Genomic DNA, 20,801 nt, shown 5'->3' on the forward strand with positions numbered 1-20,801 from the left:
CGCGCCGCGTCGGGCCCACCAAAAACCCCGGTGGGGGGGGGCGCCCCCCCGGCCCGGGGGGGGGGGGGGGCCCGGGGGCCCCCCCGCCTCCCGTCCGTCGGGTCGTGCGTCTAGAGCACGGGAGTGGCCGCCGCGTAGGTGAGCGGTCCGTCGACGCGCGCCACCTCGTGCCACGCCCCGTCGGCGAGCGACGCCTCCGCCGCTTCCACGATCGACGCAGCCGCCAGGCCGTCGGCGACCGACGGCGCGAGCTGCTCCCCGCGCCGGACGCTCGCGATGAACTGCGCGGCCTCGACGGTCTTCAGGTCGTCGTACCCCATGGCGGTGCCGGCGCCCGGCTGGAAGCGGGCGAACTCGCCGTCCCCCGCGGCCACGTAGTGGGTGGCGTACCCGTCGACCTCTTGCCCGTCGAGGTAGACCTCGAGCTCGTTGAGGCGCTGGAAGTCCCACCGCACCGAGCCCTTCGTGCCGTACACCTCGAGCGTGTACTCGGCGTGCGGCCCCCGCATGACGCGGCTGGAGTCCATCGTGCCGACGGCGCCGTCCTCGAAGCGGAAGAGCAGGGCCGCGTAGTCCTCGTTCTCGACCGGCTTCCGCTCCCCCGTCGCGGCGGCGCTGCGGTCGACGATGCCAGCGCCGGGGAGTGGGCGGTCGACGATGAAGGTCTCCGCGAGCGCCGTCACGGACGAGATCCGGCCGACGACGTACTGCGCCAGGTCGAGCCCGTGCGAGAGCAGGTCGCCGAGGACGCCCGAGCCGGCACGCTCCCGCTCGAAGCGCCAGGTCAGCGGCGCCGCGGGGTCGGACGAGTAGTCGGCGAGGAGCGACCCGCGGACGTTCGTGATCCGGCCGAGGCGCCCGCTGCGGACGAGTTCGCGCGCCCGTTCGATCGCCGGGGCGTGCCGGTAGTTGAAGCCGACGCTCGTGATGACACCGGCGCGCTGCACGGCCTCGTGGATCTGTCGGGAGTCGCTGGCGTACCGGCCCATCGGCTTCTCGATCCAGAACGGCTTGCCCGCCTCGGCAGCGGCGACCGCCATCTCGCGGTGCAGGAAGTTCGGCGAGCAGATCGAGACGACGTCGACCTCGGGGTCGGCGAGGACCTCGTGGTAGTCGGCGACGGCCCGCTCGTAGCCCAGGCGGGTCACCGCTTGGTCGCGCGCGGCCTCGATCGGGTCGGCGGCGACGACGAGCCGGGGGTGCACGCCGAGCTCCGGGAAGTGGTCGGGCAGGGCGCGGTAGGCACGGGAGTGCAACCGGCCCATCCAGCCGACCGAGATGAGGCCGACACCGATGGTTGCAACGCGGTCGGACGCAGCTGCGCTCATGCTGCCGGCACGATGATGTCGCGGACCAGGGCGTCGAGCTTCGCGTCGGCGTCGAGGAACTGGCGCAGCGTGGTCACCGTGGCGCCGAAGCGGTCGAACTCGTCGATCGTCATGCCGTCGACGTCGTAGCCCCGGGCGAACTCCGGCGTGGCCGCACGCAGCGCGTCGATGACCTGCGCGGGGACCTCGTCGTGGATGGCGTCCGGACGGAACGGGAACGCGTTGTCGTTGATGTCCTTCGACCACTGGAACGGCGGCGACACGACGAGGTCACCGCCCTGGAACTCCGACCACTGCATCGCGTTCCGGAAGGCGGCGACGAGCACGCGCGACCGGAAGCCGCGCTCCTGGAAGACCCGGTACGCGTGCTTCACCGCAGCGACACCGGCCCACTCGAGGATGCCGGGGTCGACCATCACATGGTCGCGCTTGACGACGGTCTTCAACCAGTCGTCGAAGCGGCCGGCCATCAGCGTGACGACGTGGCCGAACTCCTGCTCGGGCAGACCCTCGGCGGCACGGCGGTCGAGGGCGCGCTCGATGGCCTCGCCCACGGCGACGACCTGCGGCACGGTGAACGACACGGTCGCGTTGATCGAGACACCGCGGTACGCGGCCTCCTCGATGGCGGCGATGCCGACCTTGGTGGCGGGGATCTTCACGATGATGTTCGGCGCGAGCTGCGAGAACCGCACGGCCTGTTCGACGAGGGCGTCCCGGTCGCGGTGGAGACGCGGGTCGGTCTGCATGCTCAGCCGGCCGTTGCGGCCACCCGAGGCCTCGAAGGCGGGCAACAGCTGCTCGGCGGCGGCGATCGAGAGTTCCTCGACGGCCTTCCAGCCGATCCAGGACTCCCCCGCGGTCGGGTGCTCGGCGGCGATCTCGCGGATGCGCGGGACCCACGTGTCGGGGTCCTGCTGGATGCAGGTGTACGCGATCACCGGGTTGCAGGTCGCCCCGACGGCGCCGTACTCGTGGATCGCGGTGGACAGCTCGCGCGGATCCGCGGAGTCGTTCCACAGGGCGGTCACGGTCTGCGACGCGGCCTGCAGCGTGACGGGTCGGGCGTCGGTGCCGGTGGGCGTCGGGGTCTCGACGGTGGTCGTCATCGGTTCAGTCCCTTCGTGATCGTGTCGAGCTGGAAGCGGGAGACCTCGTCGGCGTTCTCGTCCTCGGCGAAGACGCTCGACACCGCGACGGTGTCCTCGCGCGCCGTGAAGCCGACTCGGTCGAGGGCGGCCCAGAAGGCGTCGAAGTCGACGTCCGCCTGCCCGACGGGGAGGTGCTGGTGCACGCGCACGGGGTTGCCCGGCGGGTTCGTGATGTAGCGGAGGCCGTGCGACCGTCGGTGGTCGTAGGCGTCGGCGACGTGGATCAGCTGCAGCGAGTCGCCCGCGGCGTCGATGATCTCGTCCATGTTGCCGCCGTAGTGGAAGGTGTGGCAGGCGACGTAGACGAACCCGACGTGCTTCGAGTTGAGGCCGCGGATGACCCGGAGGGCCTCGAGGCCGTCCTCGACGAAGTCGTCCGGGTGCGGGTCGATGAGCACGCGGAGTCCGGCGTCCTCGATGATCGGCAGGAGCTCCTCCATCGAGCGGTAGAAGGCGTCCTCGGACTCCTCGGGGCGTTCGGGGCGGCCGGAGAACTCGGTGTTGATCGTGTCGACGCCGAGACGCTTCGTGATCTCGATGACCCGCTTCCACTTCGTCACCGCGGCCTCGCGGGCGTCACGGTCGGGCCCGGACCACCGGAGGACCGGCAGGACCGACGCGACCTGCACTCCGGCCTTCCGGCACGCGGCAGCGAACGCGTCGACGAGGTCGTCGTCGGCCTTCGGGTGCCGGTAGAAGGGGATGAAGTCCTGGTGCGGGGTGAGCTGCAGGTACTCGTAGCCGAGGTCCGCGACCTTCTGCGGGAACTCCAGCAGCGACAGGTCGTGGTGGAACGGCGTGGGGTCGAGTGCGATCTTCGGCATCGATCAGACCGTCTCGTAGAACGCCGGCTTCGCGGTGGCGTAAGCGACCTGCTCCAGCGCGCCGGACTGCTGCGCGCGCACGGCCACCTCGGCGACGACGGACGCCGTGTAGCCGTCCCAGGCGCTCGGCCCGTCGATGCCGCCGGTCTTGGCGGCGTCGACCCAGCGCTGGACCTCCTCGTCGTAGGCGGCGCCGAAGCGCTCCACGAACGACGGGGTCACGCCCTGGCCGGACACGCCCTGCGACACGAGGTTCAGCGAGGTCTCGCGGCCGATGTAGGCGACACCCGACTCGAACACCGCGTCGGTCGTGACCTGGTAGCCGAACTGGGCGTTCACGTTGATCTCGACGATCGCCATCGTGCCCGACTCGGTGGTGAACAGGACGAACTGCGGCTCGGGCAGGTCGGCCGGTGCGAGGGAGTTCTTGCGCGGCTTCTTCACCTCGACGGCGACGATCGGCTCCCCCGTGATGAACGGGATGATGTCGATCTCGTGGATCACCGAGTCGTGGATCAGCATCGACTCGCTGAAGTTCGGCGGGGTCGTCGGGTTGCGGTGCGCGTGGTGCAGCGCGAGCAGGGCACCGTTCGAGCCGGACTCCCGCAGCGCACGGAGCTCCTGGTAGCCCTTGTCGAACCGGCGCATGAAGCCGACCTGGATCTTCGGGCGCTCGGACGTCGCCTGCTCGAGTTCGACGATCCGCAGGGAGTCCGCGGCCGACGTGGTGAGCGGCTTCTCGCAGAGGACGGCGAGGCCACGCTCGATCGCGGGCACGAGGACGGGCTCGTGCAGGAAGCCCGGGGTCGCGACGATGACGGCGTCGATCGGGGTGGCGTCGAGTGCGTCCTCGAACGACGACGCGGTGATCGCACCCGGGGCCTTCGCCGCGGCCGCGGTGGCCCGGGCGGTGTCGGGGTCGACGATCGCGACGACGTCCGCGCCGGCGATGGTCGACGTGATGCGACGCACGTGGTCGCTGCCCATCGCGCCCGCTCCGACGACGGCGACGCGGAGGTTCTCGGTGGTGCTCATGCTGGGTTCTCCTGGGGGTGTCAGAGGGCGCGGGCGGCGGCGGTCGAGCCGAAGATGTGCTGGAACGTGCGCTCGGCGATCGGGCCGGGAGCGTCGACGGAGCAGCCGTACATGTCCTGCTCGACGATGCCGAAGATGTCCGGGTTGATCTTCGCGACGGCCTCGATGATGGGCGCGAGCTCGGGGGTGCCGTGCGGCGGCTCGGTCATGATCCCCTGCGCCACCGCGGTGGCGAACGGGACGTCGTTCTTCAGGACGTCGGGGAGCAGGTCGGTGTCGACCTGCTTGAGGTGCAGGTAGCCGACGCGCTCGGGGTGCTCGGCGATGAGCTTCAGGTTGTCGCCGCCGTAGTACGCGAAGTGACCGGTGTCGAGGCAGAGGTTCGTGTACGCCGGGTCCGTCTCGGACAGGAAGCGCACGGTCTCCGTGTAGGTGCCGACGTGGCTGTCCGCGTGCGTGTGGAACTGCTGGTGCACGCCGAACTCCTCGAGCAGCGCCTTGCCGAGCTGGTCGTGGCCCTTGCCGAGGCGCTCCCACTGCTCGTCCGTCAGCGTGCGCGACTCGAGCACCTCTTCCGTGGCGTCCGAGCGCCAGAGGTCCGGGATGGTCACGAGGTGCTCGGCGCCGAGCGCGGCGGCGAGACCGGCGACCTTGACGGCCTGGTCCCAGGCGCGCTGGAACTGGTCGTCGCCCTTGTGGAACCCGGTGAAGACGGTGCCGGCTGACAGCTGGAGCCCGCGGGACTCCAGTTCGTCGCGCAACTGCGAGGGGTCGGTGGGCAGGTACCCGTACGGCCCGAGCTCGATCCACTTGTAGCCGGCCGCGGTCGCCTCGTCGAGGAAGCGCTGCCACGGGACCTGCTTCGGGTCGTCGGGGAACCAGACGCCCCACGAGTCGGGGGCGGTGCCGATCCGGATGGCGTCGGTGGCGGTGGCGGTGTCGGTCATGACGTCGTCGTCTGCTTTCTGCGTGTGGTGGGGGTGTTCAGCCGAGCAGGGGACGCTGCGCGGCGACCTGCTGCTCGTACGCGGCGCGGGCCTGCTGGGTGCTCGGCAGCGTGGAGGTCTGGGCGACCGGGACGTCCCACCAGCCGTCACCCTCGGGGGCGTAGACGAGCGGGTCCGAGTGGACGTGCACGAGCGTGGTGTGGTCGTTCGCCTTCGCCTGACGCACCGCGGACGTGAGGTCCTCGATCGCGTTCGGCCCGGGCTGCACCTCGATGACGTCGACGCCGTACGAGCGTGCGTTGGCGGCGAGGTCGACGGGCAGCACGTCGTCGCCCTCGAACGAGCCGGTCTCGTCGAGGTAGCGGTACTTCGTGCCGTACCGCTCGGACCCGACCGTCTCGGACAGGTGCCCGATGGACGCGTACCCGTTGTTCTGGATGAGGACGACCACGATCTTGATGCCCTCGGCCACGGCCGTGACGAGCTCGGTGTGCAGCATGAGGTAGCTGCCGTCGCCGACCATGACGATCGCGTCGCGGTCCGGCGCGGCACGACGGACGCCGATGCCCCCGGCGATCTCGTAGCCCATGCACGAGAACGCGTACTCGACGTGGTACCCGAGCGCGTCCCGCACCCGCCAGAGCTTGTGCAGGTCGCCCGGCAGCGATCCGGCCGCCTGGATGACGACGTCCCGCGGATCGGTGGCGGACTGCACGGCGCCGATGATCTCGGACTGACCGGGCACGGCCAGGCCGGACGGTGCGAAGGCCCGGTCGACCACGGCGTCCCACTCCTGCTTCCGCTGCGCGATCTCGGCCGCGTACCCGGCGTCCACCGAGAACGCGGCGAGGTGCTCGGCGAGCGCGACGAGCGTCTCGCGCGCATCCGCGACGATCGGCAACTGCGACCCGTGCTTGTAGGCGTCGAACGCGGCGACGTTGACGTTGACGAACGTGACGTCCGGGTCCTGGAACGCCGTCCGGGAGGCCGTCGTGAAGTCGCTGTACCGCGTGCCGATCCCGATGACGACGTCGGCCTGCGCGGCGATCGCGTTCGCCGCGGCGGTACCGGTCGCGCCGATGCCACCGAGGTACTGCGGGTGGTCCCAGACGAGCGACCCGCCGCCGGCCTGCGACGTGCCGACCGGGATGCCGGTGGCCTCGACGAACGCCGCGAGTTCCTGCTCCGCACCGGAGTACAGCACGCCACCGCCGGCGACGATGACGGGACGCTTCGCCGCCCGGATCGCCGCGACCGCACGCGCCAGCGGCCCGTGCTCGGGCAGCGGCCGGCGGATGTGCCACTCACGCGGCTGCAGGAAGGCGACGGGCACGTCGAGCTGCTCGGCCTGGACGTCCTCGGGCAGGGCGATGGTCACGGCGCCGGTCTCGGCCGGGTCGGTGAGCACCCGCATCGCCGCGAGCGCGATCGAGAACAGCTGCTCCGGACGCTCGACGCGGTCGAAGTACCGGGACAGCGGACGGAACGCGTCGGTCACCTGCAGCGAGGTGTCGTGCGGCAGCTCGATCTGCTGGAGCACCGGGTCGGTCGTGCGCGTGGCGAAGGTGTCCGACGGCAGCAGCAATGCGGGCAGCCGGTTGGTCGTCGCGAGCGCCGCGGCGGTGAGCATGTTCGCGGCACCCGGGCCGACCGACGCCGTCGCGGCGAAGGTGGCACGGCGGCGGTGCATGCGGGCGAAGCCGACGGCCTCGTGCACCATCGCCTGCTCGTTGCGGGCCTGGTGGTACGGCAGCAGGCCGGGCTGCTCGACGTGGAGCTGCTTGATGGCCTGGCCGACGCCGGCGACGTTGCCGTGCCCGAAGATGCCGAAGATCCCCGGGATGGTGCGTTCGCGGACGTCACCGTCGACGGTCCACTGGTTGGCCAGGAACTCGACGAGTGCCTGGCCGACGGTCATCCTCCGCGTGTTGGTGGTCACGCGAGCTTCCTTTCGTAGGGCAGGCGCGGGTCGATCGACTCGGATTCCCACACCTGGCGGACCCAGCCGTGCGCCGGGTCGTCGGTGATGTTCCAGACGCGTTCCGGGTCGGGCCCGGCCATCACGTTGAGGTAGTACATGTCGTAGCCCGGCGCCGCGACGGCGGGACCGTGCCAGCCGTACGGCACGAGGGCGATGTCGCCGGTCCGCACCTGCCGGAACTCGTCGATCGCGCGGTCGTCGGACGCGTAGGTCCGGTGCAGTGCGAACGGGTCGGCGGTGGTCGGTGCGGAGACCCCGCGCGCGACCGCGGACTCGTAGTAGTAGATCTCCTCGAGGTTCGACTCCTCGCCGGGCACGGACGTGTCGTGCTTGTGCGGCGGGTACGACGACCAGTTGCCGGCCGGCGTGATCACCTCGCACACGATGAACTTGTCCGCGTCGAGCGCCGCCGGGGTGCCGAAGTTGTGCACCTGCCGGCTGGACTGCCCGGCACCGCGGAGCTCGACCGGCACGTCCTGCCGGGCCACGTACGTCGTCGGCTTGACGGTGTCGGTGGGTGCCTCGGCGACCGCGAGCCGACCGGTGCCGGTGATCCGCGCCTCCGTTCCCGAACCGAGGTACAGGACGTCGGTCGGTCCGTCGAACACGCTCGAACGCCCGTCGAGGGCCTGGTCGCCGTTCCCGGCGGCGCCCGCGTACGTGACGTGGAACGATCCGGCGAGCGGCACGACGATGCGCTCCACGGCGTCGGCCTGGAGGCGCAGCTCGCCCCCGTCGGTCAGCGCGCCGGTCCGCAGACCGGTGTACGCCCACCCCGCGACACGGCCGTCGATCACGTCCGTCCAGCCCGCCTCGGGGCGGGAGCCGGCGGGGTTGAACCAGTTGTCGGTCGTCACGAGCGCTCAGCCGTTCGACGGGAAGCCGAGGTTGATGCCGCCGTGCGACGGGTCGAGCCAGCGGCTCGTGATCGCCTTCTGGCGGGTGAAGAAGCTCACGCCGTCGGCGCCGTACGCCTTGTGGTCGCCGAACAGCGAGTTCTTCCAGCCACCGAACGAGTAGTACGCGACCGGGACGGGGATCGGCACGTTGATGCCGATCATGCCGACCTGCACGTCGCGCTGGAAGCGACGGGCAGCGCCGCCGTCGTTGGTGAAGATGGCGGTGCCGTTGCCGTACGCCCCGCTGTTGATGAGCTCGAGGCCCTCCTCGTAGGAGGCGACGCGGACGACGCTGAGCACCGGGCCGAAGATCTCCTCGGTGTAGACGCGGCTCGTGGTGGGGACCCGGTCGATGAGCGTCGGGCCCAGCCAGAAGCCGTTCTCGTCGCCGTCGGGTCGGACGGTGCGGCCGTCCACCACAACCACCGCACCGTCCTGCTCTGCGACCTCGATGTACGAGGCGACCTTGTCACGGTGCTGCTTCGTGACGAGCGGGCCCATGTCGCACCCGCGACGACCGTCGCCGATGCGCAGGGTCGCCGCGCGCTCCGTGATCTTCTCGATGAGCTCGTCGGCCACCGGCTCGACGGCGACGACGACCGAGATCGCCATGCAGCGCTCACCGGCGGAGCCGAAGCCCGCGTTGATGGCGTTGTCCGCGACGAGGTCGAGGTCCGCGTCCGGAAGGACGAGCATGTGGTTCTTCGCGCCGCCGAGGGCCTGCACGCGCTTGCCGTGCTTCGTGCCCGTCTCGTAGACGTACTGCGCGATCGGGGTGGACCCGACGAAGGAGATCGACTCGACGTCGGGGCTGGTGAGGAGCCCGTCGACGCTCAGCTTGTCGCCGTTCAGGACGGTGAAGACACCGTCGGGCAGCCCGGCCTCCTTGAACTTCTCAGCAAGCCAGATCGCGGCGCTCGGGTCCTTCTCGCTCGGCTTCAGCACGACCGTGTTGCCCGCGGCGATCGCGATCGGCAGGAACCACAGCGGCACCATGGCGGGGAAGTTGAACGGGCTGATGATGCCGACCACACCGAGCGGCTGACGGATCGAGTACACGTCGATGCCGGTCGACACCTGGTCGCTGAACTCGCCCTTGAGCAGGCTCGGGATGTTCGTCGCCAGCTCGACGACCTCCTGCCCGCGAGCGATCTCGCCGAGGGCGTCGTCGATGACCTTGCCGTGCTCGCTCGTGATGATCTCGGCGAGCTCCGCCTTGTCGCGGTTGAGGACCTCGCGGAAGGAGAACAGGATCTGCTGGCGCTTCGACAGCGACAGGTTGCTCCACGCCGGGAACGCCGCCTTCGCACTCGCGATCGCCGCCTGGATCTCCTCCTCGTTCGCGAGGGCGACCTGCTTCGTCGCGACCCCGAGCGCCGGGTCGTACACCGGGGCCGTGTTGCCGGAGGTCGACGCGACGCGTGCCCCGTCGATCCAGTGCCCGATGGTCGTGGTGGCGGTCTCGGTGGTGGTCATGCGTTGCTTCCTTCCGGGATGGACGAGTCCATGGTGGTGGCGCCCGCGAGCCGAGCGGCTGGGTCGTGGGATTCTGTGGAGAACCCGGCACGGGCCTCCTGGGTGTGGACGAGCCCGGCGGCCACGTCCACGGCTGCGGCGACGTCGCCGTCCGGCGGGTAGAGCAGCGTGCGGCCGACGACCAGGCCGCGCACCCCGGGGAGTGCCAGTGCGTCGGCCCACTTGGCGTAGGTCTCGAGCGGGCGGGTCGACGGGTCCCCGCCGAGCAGCAGGGTCGGCAGCGTCGTCGCGGCCATCACCCGTTCCATGTCGTCCACGACCGGGATCTTGAGCCAGCTGTACGCGCTCGACTCCCCCAGTCCCGCGGCGATCGCCATCGAGGTGATCACGGCGTCGGCGGTCAGGTCGTTGACCACCCGGCCGTCCTGCCACGCCGACATGAACGGTTCGAGCATGATCGGCAGCCGGAGCGCGGCCGCCTCGCTGACCGCCCGGGCCGTGGCCTCGAGGGTCGGGGCGGTGCCCGAGTCCTCCAGGGCGATGCGCACCAGGAGCTTGGCGAAGTCCAGCCCGGAGTCCTTGATGGCCTGCGCCGAGTACGCCGTGTAGCGGTCGTCCATCTCGAACGTCGCGCCCCGGAGGCCACCGCGGTTCATCGAGCCGACCACGACCTTGTCGTCGAGGGCGCCCAGGAGCGCGAGGTCCTCGAGGATGTCCGGCGTGCCGAGCACCCCGTCCACCCCGGGGCGTCCGAGCGCCGTGACGAGCCGCTCGAGCAGGTCGTACCGGTCGGCCATGGCGGACTCGTCGTTCCGGACGGCCAGGGCTCCTCGCGCCGGGTGGTCGGCCGCCACGATGAAGAGCTTGCCGTCGTCGGCGAGCAGGGAGCGCTTGCGGCGGGCGTCGAGCGCGGCCCGCACGAGCTCGGGCTGCCCGGCGCGGACGTCCCGCAGCCGCGCGAAGTCGGCGGTGCTGATCTCAGGCATTGACGGCCTCCTCCGTGGGGTTGTCCTGCAGGAACTGCTCGATCTCGTCGCTCGTCGGCATCGCGGTCGAGCACTCGAACCGGGTCGCGACGATCGCGCCGGCGGCGTTGCAGAACGCGAGGGTCCGCTCGAGCCCCCAGCCCTGCAGCAGTCCGTGGGTGAGTGCCCCGCCGAAGCCGTCGCCCGACCCGAGGCCGTTGACGACGTCGATGTGGTGCGGGCGGAACTCGACGAACTCGTCCCGGGTCTTGGCGAGGACGCCCTTCGGCCCCTGCTTGACGATGGCGATCTCGACCCCGCGCTCGAGCAGGGCGTCGGCGGCGCGGACGGGGTCGGTCTCACCGACGGCGACCTCGCACTCCTCGCGGTTGCCGACGGCCACGGTCGCGTGCTCGAGGGCGACGGCGACCTCGCGCGTCGCGGCCTCGGGCGACGACCAGAACATGGACCGGTAGTCCAGGTCCAACACGGTGTGCAGTGCTGTCGGGGCGTCGGCGGCGCTCCGCGCCTGGAACGCGGTGTGGTGTGCGCTGCGGCTCGGCTCTTCGCTCAGGCCGGTCACCGTCGTCCAGAAGATCTTCGCCCGCTCGATCTCGTGCAGCGGCAGGGACTTCGCCGTGATCATGAGGTCCGGGGCCTTGGGCGCCCGGTAGAAGTACAGCGGGAAGTCGTCCGGCGGGAAGATCTCGCAGAACGCGACGGGGGTGTTCAGCCCCTCGACCGTCTCGACGAAGGCGTTCGCGACACCGAACTCCGGCAGGGTCCTGGCGATGTAGCGGCCGAACGGGTCGTTGCCCGTGCGCGTGATGACCGCCGCGTCGGCTCCGTGCCGGGCTGCTGCGATCGCGACGTTCGTGGCGCTGCCGCCGACGGACTTCGAGAACGTCGAGACGTCTTCGAGCGGCCCCGTCTGCTGCGGGTAGATGTCGACGCTCACACGTCCCATCGTGATCACGTCGTACGCGTGGGGAGCTGGGTTCGTCATGCGACGCGGGGGACCTTCCGTGCGGCTTCATCGGCGGACGATCACGACTGTACACCTTGTTTGCCCTAATGTCATGACATGGATTCGGGCGGCCCAGGAGGCGCGGTGTCGGTGGATCCTGCCAAGGTCGCGACATGCAGATCCTCGCCCTGGTCATCGGTCTCGTGATCGGCGTCGCCGTCGGTGCGGTCGTCGCCTGGTCGCTCGCGCGGTCCCGCGCCGGCGTGGACGCGGCCACGTCCCGCGCCAGCGCCGAGGCGCTCCGGTCGCGCCTCGACGAGGTCCGTCGCGACGCCGAGGAACGGCTCGACGCGCAGGACGCGCAGTACCGGCGGCAGGTCGACTCGCTCGAACGCCGCGCCGCCGAACTCGAGCACCTCGTCCAGCGCATGCACGGTGCCGACGCCGCCCGGACCCAGGGCGAGTCGAAGGTGCTCTCCGCGCTCAGCCCGGTCGCCCAGACGCTCGACGTCATGCGCGCCAAGATCGCCGAGCTCGAACAGTCCCGCAGCGAGCAGTACGGGGCCCTCTCCGCACAGCTGCGCTCCGCTGCCGAGTCCGAGGAACGCCTGCGCGCCACCGCCGACACGCTGGCGAGTGCCCTGTCGTCGAACAGCACGCGCGGCGTCTGGGGCGAGACCCAGCTGCGCAACGTGGTCGAGGCCGCGGGGCTCCTCGAGCGCGTCGACTTCGACGTGCAGTCCTCCGTCACCACGACCGCCGGCACCGCACGCCCCGACATGGTCGTGCGCCTGCCGGGTGGCAAGACCATCGCCGTCGACGCCAAGGTCCCGTTCAGCGCCTACCTGCAGGCTGCCGAGATCCCGGCGACCGCGACCGGCGCCGAGGGAGCCCGGCGCGATGCGCTCATCGGGCAGCACGTCAAGGCACTGCGGGCCCACGTCGACGCCCTCGCCGCGCGGGAGTACTGGACCGGCTACGACGCGTCACCCGAGCTCACCGTGGCGTTCATCCCGTCGGAGTCGCTCATCTCGAGCGCCCTCGCCGCCGACCCGGGGCTGCTCGACCACGCGTTCCGCAAGCGCATCGCACTCGCGTCGCCGGTGACGCTGTGGTCGGTGCTGAAGACCGTGGCGTTCTCGTGGCAGCAGGACGTCGTCTCACAAGAGGCGCACGAGCTCTTCCGGGTCTCCCGCGAGCTGTACGGCCGCCTGGCCACCATGGCCGGACACGTCGACAAGCTCGGGCGGTCGATCCGGGGCTCCGTGGTCGACTACAACCGGTTCGTGGGGTCGCTCGAACGCCAGGTCCTGCCGAGTGCCCGGCGGCTGTCACTCCTCGACGAGTCGAAGGTCATCGCGGACCCGGCGACGATCACCGACGAGCCGCGGCTGCTCACCGCGCCGGAGCTCGTCGGCGCCCTCGACGACGACTGACGCCCGCCCCGGCGCGCTCCGCCGCGCCCCGCTTCGCCCGGCGCCGCCCCGCCCCGCCCCGCCCCGCCCCGCCCCGCACAACGAAAGTCCGTCCGAACCACGCGGGAACGTGGTTCGGACGGACTTCGGTTGTGCGAACGCGATGTGCGCCGCGCCGCCGCGCAGCGCCGGCCGCGCCGCGGCGTCAGCGGATCAGAACCACTTCTCGGCGCGGTGGTCCGCCTGGATGCGGCGGATCGTGTTCGAGCGGGACCGCAGCACGAGCGAGTCCGTGTGGATGACGCCGCGCGACCGGCGGACACCGTCCACGAGCACACCGTCGGTGACACCGGTGGCGACGAAGAACGTGTTGTCGCCCGTGACCAGGTCGTCCTGGTCGAGGACCTTGTCGAGGTCGTGTCCGGCGGCGATCGCCTTCTCGCGCTCCTCGTCGTCCTTCGGCTGGAGCTTGCCGAGGATCACACCGCCGAGCGCCTTGATCGCGCACGCGGTGATGATGCCCTCCGGGGTGCCGCCGACACCGACGCACATGTCGATCGTCGATCCGGGCAGCGCCGCCGCGATGCCACCGGCGACGTCACCGTCGAGCAGCAGCCGGGTGCCGGCACCGGTCGCACGGATCGCACGGATGAGTTCGTCGTGACGGGGACGGTCGAGGACGGCGATCTGCATGTCCTCGAGGTCCTTGCCCTTCGCCTTCGCGAGCGCACGGATGTTGTCACCGATGGGCTTCTCGAGGTCGAGGACGCCGCGACCCTCGGGGCCGGCGGCGATCTTGTCCATGTAGAACACGGCGGACGGGTCGTACATCGAGCCGCGGTCCGAGACGGCCATCACCGAGATCGCGTTCTGGCGACCCGCGGCGGTCAGCGAGGTGCCGTCGATCGGGTCCACGGCGATGTCGCAGGCCGGGCCGTGCCCGTTGCCGACGTGCTCGCCGTTGTAGAGCATCGGGGCGTTGTCCTTCTCGCCCTCGCCGATGACCACCACGCCGTCGAAGTTCACCGTGCCGAGGAACTTCCGCATCGCGTCGACGGCAGCACCGTCCGCGAGGTTCTTCTCACCACGCCCGACCCACGGCTGCGCACGGATCGCCGCGGCCTCCGTCGCACGCACGAGCTCGAGCGCCAGGTTGCGGTCAGGCTGGAGGAACAGGGAGCCGGTTTCCGTCGTGGGAGTCACGACCGCCAGCCTACCGACCGGCAGCCGACCGACGGTCCGGACAACGGGCCCGTGGACGCATGTGCACGCCGGGCGCGGGCCGACCGCGTAACCCGCACCGCGCCTCCAGTCCGGCTGACTACGATCGGCGAGGACACCACCGAAGTCGAAGGAGATCCACGTGCCCATCGCAACGCCGGAACAGTACGCCGAGATGATCGAACGAGCGAAGGCCGGCAAGTTCGCGTACCCCGCCGTCAACGTGTCGTCGTCACAGACGATCAACGCGGTCCTCCAGGGCCTCGCCGAGGCGGGCTCGGACGGCATCCTCCAGGTGACCACGGGTGGCGCAGACTACTTCGCCGGCCACACCGTCAAGAACCGCGCCGCCGGTGCCCTCGCGATGGCGAAGTTCGCCCACGAGGTCGCGAAGAACTACGACATCACCGTCGCGCTGCACACCGACCACTGCCCGAAGGACGCCCTCGACGGCTTCGTCCTGCCGCTCATCGCAGCGAGCGAGGAAGAGGTCCGCGCCGGCCGCAACCCGATCTTCCAGTCGCACATGTGGGACGGCTCGGCCGTGCCGCTCGACGAGAACATCGAGATCGCCAAGACCATGATCGAGAAGACGCGGAACATCAACGCGATCCTCGAGGTCGAGATCGGCGTCGTCGGCGGCGAAGAGGACGGCGTCGAGCACGAGGGCACGAACGACGCCCTGTACACGACCCCGAACGACGTCGAGAAGGTCGTCGACGCGCTCGGCCTGGGCGACAAGGGTCGCTGGATCGCCGCGCTCACGTTCGGCAACGTGCACGGTGTCTACAAGCCGGGCAACGTCAAGCTCCGCCCCGAGCTCCTCGGCGAGATCCAGGCCTCGGTCGCGGCCAAGCACGGCACCGGCGAGAACCCCCTCGACCTCGTCTTCCACGGTGGCTCCGGCTCGACCGACGACGAGATCCACGAGGCCGTCCGCAACGGCGTCATCAAGATGAACATCGACACGGACACGCAGTACGCGTTCACGCGCTCGATCGCCGACTCGATGTTCCGGAACTACGAGGGCGTCCTGAAGATCGACGGCGAGGTCGGCAACAAGAAGCAGTACGACCCGCGCGCCTGGGGCAAGGTCGCCGAGACCGCGATGGCGGCTCGCGTCGGCGAGGCCGCGAAGGTGCTCGGCTCGGCCGGCCACACCAAGGGCTGACACGCCGAGCAACAGCCTGGAGGAACGGGGCGCGTCCGACGGACGCGCCCCGTTCTGCGTCCGGTCACCTCCACCGCCGTGCCACGATGGTCGGGTGACCGCCGACGCCATCGCCTCCGACTTCGCCCAGTTCGTCACCGAGTCCCCCACCGCGTTCCACGCGGCGGCGGCCGCCCGGGACCGCCTCGTCGCCGCGGGGTTCGAGGAGCTCGACGAGCTCGGCGCCTGGCCGACGACGCCCGGCGCCTACGTGGTGGTCCGTGACGGTGCCGTCATCGCCTGGCGTCTGCCGTCCGGGGCCACCCCGACCACCCCGTTCCGGATCCTCGGCGCCCACACCGACTCCCCCGGGTTCCGCATCAAGCCGAACCCCGGCGTGCGCACCGGCGGCTGGGAGCAGCTGAACGTCGAGGTCTACGGCGGCGCGCTCCTCTCCACGTGGTTCGACCGCGACCTCCGCATCGCCGGCCGGGTCGTCGACGCGGACGGGACGGTCCGCCTGGTGTCCACCGACGCCGTCGCCCGCATCCCGAACCTCGCGATCCACCTCGACCGCGGCGTGAACGACGGCAAGGAGATCGACCGCCAGCGCCACACACTGCCGATCGTCGGGGTCGACGGCGACGCGGGCGGGACCGACGTGGTGTCGTGGCTGCGCGCCCGACTCGGCGAGACGGCCGTGTCCTGGGACCTCTTCCTCGCCGACACCCAGGCTCCCGCGCGCATCGGCATCGACCGCGAGTTCCTCGCCTCGGGCCGGATGGACAACCTGACGAGCGTGCACGCCGGACTCCGCGGCATCGTCGAGGCCCCGGCCGACGGCGACCACATCCCCGTGTTCGCGGCGTTCGACCACGAGGAGATCGGGTCCTCGACGCCGTCCGGTGCCGGCGGTCCCTTCCTCGAGGACGTCCTCGGTCGCGTGCAGGAGGGCCTCGGCGCCACCCGTTCCGAAGCCGCGCGGGCGTTCCGTGCCTCGTGGCTGCTGTCGAGCGACGCCGGGCACCTCGTGCACCCGAACCAGCCGGAGAAGCACGACCCCACGAACCGTCCGCGTCCGGGAGCGGGCCCGCTCCTGAAGATCAGCGCGAACCAGCGCTACATGACCGAGGCGAAGGGCGAGGCCGTCTGGGCCACCGCGTGTGCTGCCGCGGGCGTGCCGTGGCAGCCCTTCGTCAACGTGAACACCATCCCGGGCGGCTCGACCATCGGCCCGATCGCGGCGACCCGGCTCGGGATCCCGACGATCGACATCGGCGTCGGGCTGCTGTCGATGCACTCGATCCGCGAGCTCGTGCACGTCGACGACCTCGCGTCCCTGCACGGCGCCGTCGCCGCGTTCCTGGCCGGCTGACGCGGGAGCGCCCGGCGGGCGGGTCAGCCGCCGGCGGCCATCCGCTGCACGTACGCCGTGAACGCCGGGTCCTGGAAGAGCACGACCATCACCGGCACGATGCCGAGCACCGACGCGACGACACCGCCCACGAGCGGGACCCAGAACGTCCAGCGCCGGGCACGGAGCCGTCGGATCGACCACCAGGCCACGAGCACGAACACCACGACGAGCACGACCGCCCGCACGAGCACGGCGGTCGACAGCGCCGCCGGGTCGGTCAGCTCGGTGTACTGGCGCTCGACGAGGGTCCGGATGGTCGAGGCGGTGGTGCCGACGGCGAGGGACTCGACGACCGACCAGAGCCCGATCACGAGCAGCCCGACCGTCAGGACGAAGTCGAGCGGGGTGCGGCCGAAGCGTCCGGCGAGGGGTGTCGGGCGAGCCGTCCCGCCGTCGGTCGCAGGTCCGGGCCGCTGGGCGCCGGCACGGGGATCGCGGTCGCGAGCGGGGCGGTCACGGGTCTCGCGTTCGCCAGCCGCTCGGGAGCGCTCCTCGTGCTCGAGGCGCTCCTGTTCGACGAGCACCGGGTTCACCCAACCGTCGGGCGCGTACTCGCCGTACTGCGGTGCCGGACGGCCGTGGACGCGACCGTGCGCGTCACCGTCGGCCGACGTTGCAGGGGTGCGCCGCGCCTCCTGGCCGAGGGAGGGATCGACGACCTGACCCGGCTCGCGGGCGGGCACCGCGGACCAGCCGTCCGTGCCCCCGCTCACCGTCGACGCCCGCCGAGTGCGCGCGTGGGGTTGCCCGACGCGTCCGTGCGGAGCTCCTTCGGCAGCGAGAACATGAGGTCCTCGTGTGCCGTGACGACCTCTTCCACCGTGGCGTAGCCGGCGTCCGCGAGCTGGTCGAGGACCTCGGTGACGAGCTCTTCCGGCACGCTGGCGCCGCTCGTGACGCCGACGGTGCCGACTCCGGTGAGCCAGTCCTGCTGGATCTCGGCGGCGTAGTCGACGCGGTGTGCGGCCTTCGCGCCGTGCTCCAGCGCGACCTCGACCAGGCGGACGCTGTTCGAGGAGTTCGCCGAGCCGACCACGATCACGAGGTCGGCTCCGGGGGCGACCTTCTTGATCGCGACCTGGCGGTTCTGGGTGGCGTAGCAGATGTCGTCGGAGGGCGGGTCCTCGATCGCGGGGAACTTCTCGCGCAGGAGCCGGACGGTCTCCATCGTCTCGTCGACGCTCAGCGTGGTCTGCGAGAGCCAGACGAGGTTCTCGGGGTCGGGGACCTCGAGCGCGGCGACGTCGTCCGGCCCGTTGACCAGGATCGTGCGGTCGGGTGCGTGGCCCATGGTGCCCTCGACCTCTTCGTGGCCGGCGTGCCCGATGAGGATGATGGTGCGGTCGGCCTTCGCGAAGCGCGTCGCCTCCCTGTGGACCTTCGTGACGAGCGGGCACGTGGCGTCGATGGCGTGCAGGTCGCGGTCGGCGGCGCCGGCCACCACGGCCGGTGAGACGCCGTGGGCGCTGAAGACCACGTGCGAACCGCGCGGGACCTCGGCGACGTCGTCGACGAAGACCGCTCCGCGCTGCTCGAGCGTCGACACGACGTGGACGTTGTGGACGATCTGCTTGCGGACGTACACGGGCTCGCCGTACTGCTCGAGCGCCTTCTCGACCGCGACGACGGCGCGGTCGACGCCCGCGCAGTACCCGCGGGGGGCGGCGAGGAGGACCTTCTTCGTGCCGGCGACCGGTTCGTCCCGCAGGCGGCCGCGCGCCGCGAGGACCCGCGGCGGGGCGAGCGGGACCGTGTGGCCGTTGGTGATCGTCACGTCCCCGATGATAGGTGAGCGGGACGCGCGCGGGCTGAGCGCGCACGGACCTGTGGACAACCCGTCCGGAGCGCGCTGTCACCGGTCTCGGGCAGCATGGACGTCCCGCGTGGAAGGAACGACATTGGCGATCGAACAGGGTCCCCCGACGGCTGACGACCCGTGGCCCGTCGCGCTGCTCGGCGCGAAGCTCCGCGACTGGATCGACCGGCTCGGCACCGCCTGGGTCGAGGGCGAGATCACCCAGTGGAACGTCGCGGGCGGCAACGTCTACGGCAAGCTCAAGGACGTCGACGTCGACGCCACGGTGTCGTTCTCGATCTGGTCGAGCGTGCGCTCCCGGGTCCCCGCGGACATCAAGCAGGGCGACCGGGTCGTCGCGGCCGTCAAGCCGAACTACTGGGTCAAGGGCGGCTCGCTGACGATGCAGGTCGTCGAGATGAAGCACGTCGGACTGGGCGACCTGCTCGAGCGTCTCGAACGCCTGCGCCGCACCCTCGCCGCGGAAGGGTTGTTCGACCCGTCCCGGAAGAAGCGCCTGCCCTTCCTGCCGCACCGGATCGGGTTGATCACCGGCAAGGACTCCGACGCCGAGAAGGACGTCAAGCGCAACGCCCAGCTCCGGTGGCCGCAGGTCGAGTTCCGGACGGTCCACACGGCCGTGCAGGGCGAGCGCGCCGTGAGCGAGGTCACCGCGGCGATCCTCGAGCTCGACGCCGACCCGACCGTCGACGTCATCATCGTGGCCCGCGGCGGCGGCGACTTCCAGAACCTGCTCGGCTTCAGCGACGAGGGACTCGTCCGTGCCGCGGCCGCTGCGAGCACCCCGATCGTCTCGGCGATCGGGCACGAGGCCGACCGGCCGATCCTCGACGAGGTCGCAGACCTCCGTGCCTCCACCCCGACCGACGCCGCCAAGCGCGTGGTCCCCGACGTCGCCGAGGAACTCGCCAACGTCCGGCAGGCGCGGGCACGACTCGGGCTCCGGTTGTCGCACACCCTCTCGGTCGAGGCGGACCGGATCGCGGCCCTGCGCTCCCGCCCCGCCCTCGCGTCCACCGCCTGGCTCGTCGACACCCGCGCGGAAGAGGTGGCGCGCGACCTCTCCCGCGCCCGTGAACTCCTCGACCGTCGGCTCGAACGCTCCCACTCCGAGGTCGGGCACCTCACCGCCCGGCTCCGGGCGCTGTCGCCGCGGGACACCCTGCGGCGTGGCTACGCGATCGTGCAGACGGCCGACGGCGGCGTGGTGCGTGGCTCGGAGGACCTCAGCAGTGCGACGCCCGTGCACGTGACGCTCGGCGCGGGCACCGCCACCGGGACGCTCGAGCCGGACGGTCCCGGTCCGGACGGGGCCTGACCCCGGTCGACGTCACGGCGGGCGCCGCGGCGGGCGTCGCGGCGGGCGTCGCGGCGGGCGTCGCGGCGGGCGTCGCGGCGGCGAGTGGTCACCACCCGCGGTCGCGCAGCCAGGCCTCGGCGACGCCCGGCCACGCGGCAGCGGTCCCGGTGCCCTCGGCGAGCCCGATCCCGTGCGCGCCACGCTCGAAGACGTGCAGTTCGAACGGCACCGCCCGGCGCGCGAGTGCCTGCCCGTAGCGCAGCGAGTGCGTGACGTGGACAGCCGGGTCCTCGGCGGTGTGCCAGAGGAACGTCGGCGGGGTCGCGCCGTCGACCATGAGCTCCGTGTCGAGCGCCCCCAGCGCCCACACCGTCGCACCCGTGCCGAGCAGGTTGTCCGCGCTCCCCCGGTGCTGGTGGTCGGTCATCGAGACCACCGGGTAGCAGAGCAGCGCGAGGTCGGGTCGGTCGTCCACGTCCGACACGGCGCGTTCGTCGGGCGTCGGCGCGTTCGAGACGAGGGCAGCGAGGTGGCCACCCGCGGACGAGCCGACCAGCAGGACGCGTGGAGCGGACGGGAGGCCCGGGTACCGTCCGGCGCGCAGGTCCCGCACGAGCGTCCTGGTCGCCACCACGGCGTCGGGGTGCCGGTGCGGCGCGACCGGGTACGCGAAGACCACGGCGGAGATGCCGATCGTGTTGAGCCACCGGGCGTAGCCCTCCCCCTCGTGGGCGGCGTGGCCGTGGTACCCGCCGCCGGGCAGGACGAGGGCGACGTCGGGTCGCGCGTCCGCGGGGTCCGGGGCGGTCGGGGCCGGGTACCAGGTCGCGCCGTCGGGGAGGTCCGTCATGCCCCCAGACCCTACGCGGCCGGGAGTTGTCCACGGGTTCGCCCCCGCGGGCGGCACGT

The 20,801-nt window shown here is 71.5% G+C and carries 18 protein-coding genes; 4 read left to right on the plus strand and 14 right to left on the minus strand.

Annotated features, from left to right (window positions below; translation table 11 throughout):
* Positions 1-110 precede the first annotated feature (110 nt).
* From ACIPEP_RS09750 to iolC, 10 genes are read right to left on the minus strand one after another with little or no spacing between them, the layout of a single operon-like run.
* A complete protein-coding gene (locus ACIPEP_RS09750; RefSeq protein ID WP_402717135.1) occupies positions 111-1,328 on the minus strand; it encodes a Gfo/Idh/MocA family protein in 1,218 nt (405 codons plus the stop codon).
* Complete coding sequence (locus ACIPEP_RS09755) at positions 1,325-2,437, minus strand: transaldolase family protein (protein WP_402717136.1); 1,113 nt, start codon at positions 2,435-2,437, stop codon at positions 1,325-1,327. The genes ACIPEP_RS09750 and ACIPEP_RS09755 overlap by 4 nt, the downstream gene beginning before the upstream one ends.
* The gene (locus tag ACIPEP_RS09760) at positions 2,434-3,303 is read right to left on the minus strand and encodes a sugar phosphate isomerase/epimerase family protein (protein ID WP_402717137.1); all 870 of its coding nucleotides are present in this window, start codon (positions 3,301-3,303) and stop codon (positions 2,434-2,436) included. Before ACIPEP_RS09760 ends, ACIPEP_RS09755 begins: the two co-directional genes overlap by 4 nt.
* Positions 3,304-3,306: 3 nt before the next feature.
* The gene (locus tag ACIPEP_RS09765; protein WP_402717138.1) at positions 3,307-4,338 is read right to left on the minus strand and encodes a Gfo/Idh/MocA family protein; all 1,032 of its coding nucleotides are present in this window, start codon (positions 4,336-4,338) and stop codon (positions 3,307-3,309) included.
* Positions 4,339-4,358: 20 nt separating this feature from the next.
* On the minus strand, positions 4,359-5,285 hold the full coding sequence (locus ACIPEP_RS09770) for a sugar phosphate isomerase/epimerase (RefSeq protein WP_071294519.1): 927 nt from the start codon (positions 5,283-5,285) through the stop codon (positions 4,359-4,361).
* A 37-nt stretch (positions 5,286-5,322) separates the two neighbouring features.
* Entirely contained in the window at positions 5,323-7,203 is a 1,881-nt protein-coding gene (gene iolD, locus ACIPEP_RS09775; RefSeq protein WP_402717316.1) for a 3D-(3,5/4)-trihydroxycyclohexane-1,2-dione acylhydrolase (decyclizing), read from the minus strand.
* A gap of 17 nt (positions 7,204-7,220) precedes the next feature.
* Positions 7,221-8,123 (minus strand): 5-deoxy-glucuronate isomerase, encoded by a 903-nt coding sequence (gene iolB, locus ACIPEP_RS09780; protein ID WP_402717139.1) that lies wholly within the window; start codon positions 8,121-8,123, stop codon positions 7,221-7,223.
* 6 nt (positions 8,124-8,129) lie between these two features.
* Positions 8,130-9,641 (minus strand): CoA-acylating methylmalonate-semialdehyde dehydrogenase, encoded by a 1,512-nt coding sequence (locus ACIPEP_RS09785; protein WP_070416748.1) that lies wholly within the window; start codon positions 9,639-9,641, stop codon positions 8,130-8,132.
* Positions 9,638-10,627: a class I fructose-bisphosphate aldolase gene (locus tag ACIPEP_RS09790; RefSeq protein WP_070416749.1), complete on the minus strand. Its 990-nt coding sequence runs from the start codon at positions 10,625-10,627 to the stop codon at positions 9,638-9,640. Before ACIPEP_RS09790 ends, ACIPEP_RS09785 begins: the two co-directional genes overlap by 4 nt.
* Positions 10,620-11,573 carry a 5-dehydro-2-deoxygluconokinase gene (gene iolC, locus ACIPEP_RS09795; RefSeq protein ID WP_402717317.1) on the minus strand — a complete coding sequence of 318 codons (954 nt, stop codon included), beginning with the start codon at positions 11,571-11,573 and terminating at the stop codon, positions 10,620-10,622. Before iolC ends, ACIPEP_RS09790 begins: the two co-directional genes overlap by 8 nt.
* A 173-nt stretch (positions 11,574-11,746) precedes the next feature.
* On the opposite strand from iolC, the gene rmuC reads away from it, so the two are divergent.
* Positions 11,747-13,009 (plus strand): DNA recombination protein RmuC, encoded by a 1,263-nt coding sequence (rmuC, locus tag ACIPEP_RS09800; RefSeq protein WP_402717140.1) that lies wholly within the window; start codon positions 11,747-11,749, stop codon positions 13,007-13,009.
* Between the two features lie 192 nt (positions 13,010-13,201).
* On the opposite strand, the gene glpX is transcribed toward rmuC, so the two are convergent.
* Complete coding sequence (glpX, locus tag ACIPEP_RS09805; RefSeq protein WP_079238384.1) at positions 13,202-14,191, minus strand: class II fructose-bisphosphatase; 990 nt, start codon at positions 14,189-14,191, stop codon at positions 13,202-13,204.
* 160 nt (positions 14,192-14,351) lie between these two features.
* Here glpX and fbaA point away from each other — a divergent pair, with 160 nt between their 5' ends.
* A complete protein-coding gene (gene fbaA, locus ACIPEP_RS09810) occupies positions 14,352-15,380 on the plus strand; it encodes a class II fructose-bisphosphate aldolase (RefSeq protein WP_070416752.1) in 1,029 nt (342 codons plus the stop codon).
* Positions 15,381-15,474: 94 nt separating this feature from the next.
* Positions 15,475-16,734, plus strand: a complete 1,260-nt coding sequence (locus ACIPEP_RS09815) for a M18 family aminopeptidase (protein ID WP_402717141.1) — start codon at positions 15,475-15,477, stop codon at positions 16,732-16,734.
* A gap of 23 nt (positions 16,735-16,757) precedes the next feature.
* Here the strand turns inward: ACIPEP_RS09815 and ACIPEP_RS09820 are convergent, their stop codons facing one another.
* Positions 16,758-17,489, minus strand: coding sequence for a DUF6264 family protein (locus ACIPEP_RS09820; RefSeq protein ID WP_402717142.1), 732 nt, complete (start codon positions 17,487-17,489; stop codon positions 16,758-16,760).
* Positions 17,486-18,550 carry a 4-hydroxy-3-methylbut-2-enyl diphosphate reductase gene (locus ACIPEP_RS09825; RefSeq protein ID WP_083295030.1) on the minus strand — a complete coding sequence of 355 codons (1,065 nt, stop codon included), beginning with the start codon at positions 18,548-18,550 and terminating at the stop codon, positions 17,486-17,488. Before ACIPEP_RS09825 ends, ACIPEP_RS09820 begins: the two co-directional genes overlap by 4 nt.
* A gap of 124 nt (positions 18,551-18,674) precedes the next feature.
* Between ACIPEP_RS09825 and xseA the strand changes: the two genes are divergently transcribed.
* A complete protein-coding gene (gene xseA / locus ACIPEP_RS09830; protein WP_402717143.1) occupies positions 18,675-19,910 on the plus strand; it encodes an exodeoxyribonuclease VII large subunit in 1,236 nt (411 codons plus the stop codon).
* A gap of 88 nt (positions 19,911-19,998) precedes the next feature.
* Here xseA and ACIPEP_RS09835 read toward each other — a convergent pair whose 3' ends face one another.
* Positions 19,999-20,742 (minus strand): alpha/beta hydrolase, encoded by a 744-nt coding sequence (locus ACIPEP_RS09835; protein ID WP_402717144.1) that lies wholly within the window; start codon positions 20,740-20,742, stop codon positions 19,999-20,001.
* Positions 20,743-20,801: the final 59 nt, after the last annotated feature.

It is taken from the genome of Curtobacterium sp. NPDC087082, from assembly GCF_044745045.1.
Classification (GTDB): Bacteria; Actinomycetota; Actinomycetes; order Actinomycetales; family Microbacteriaceae; genus Curtobacterium.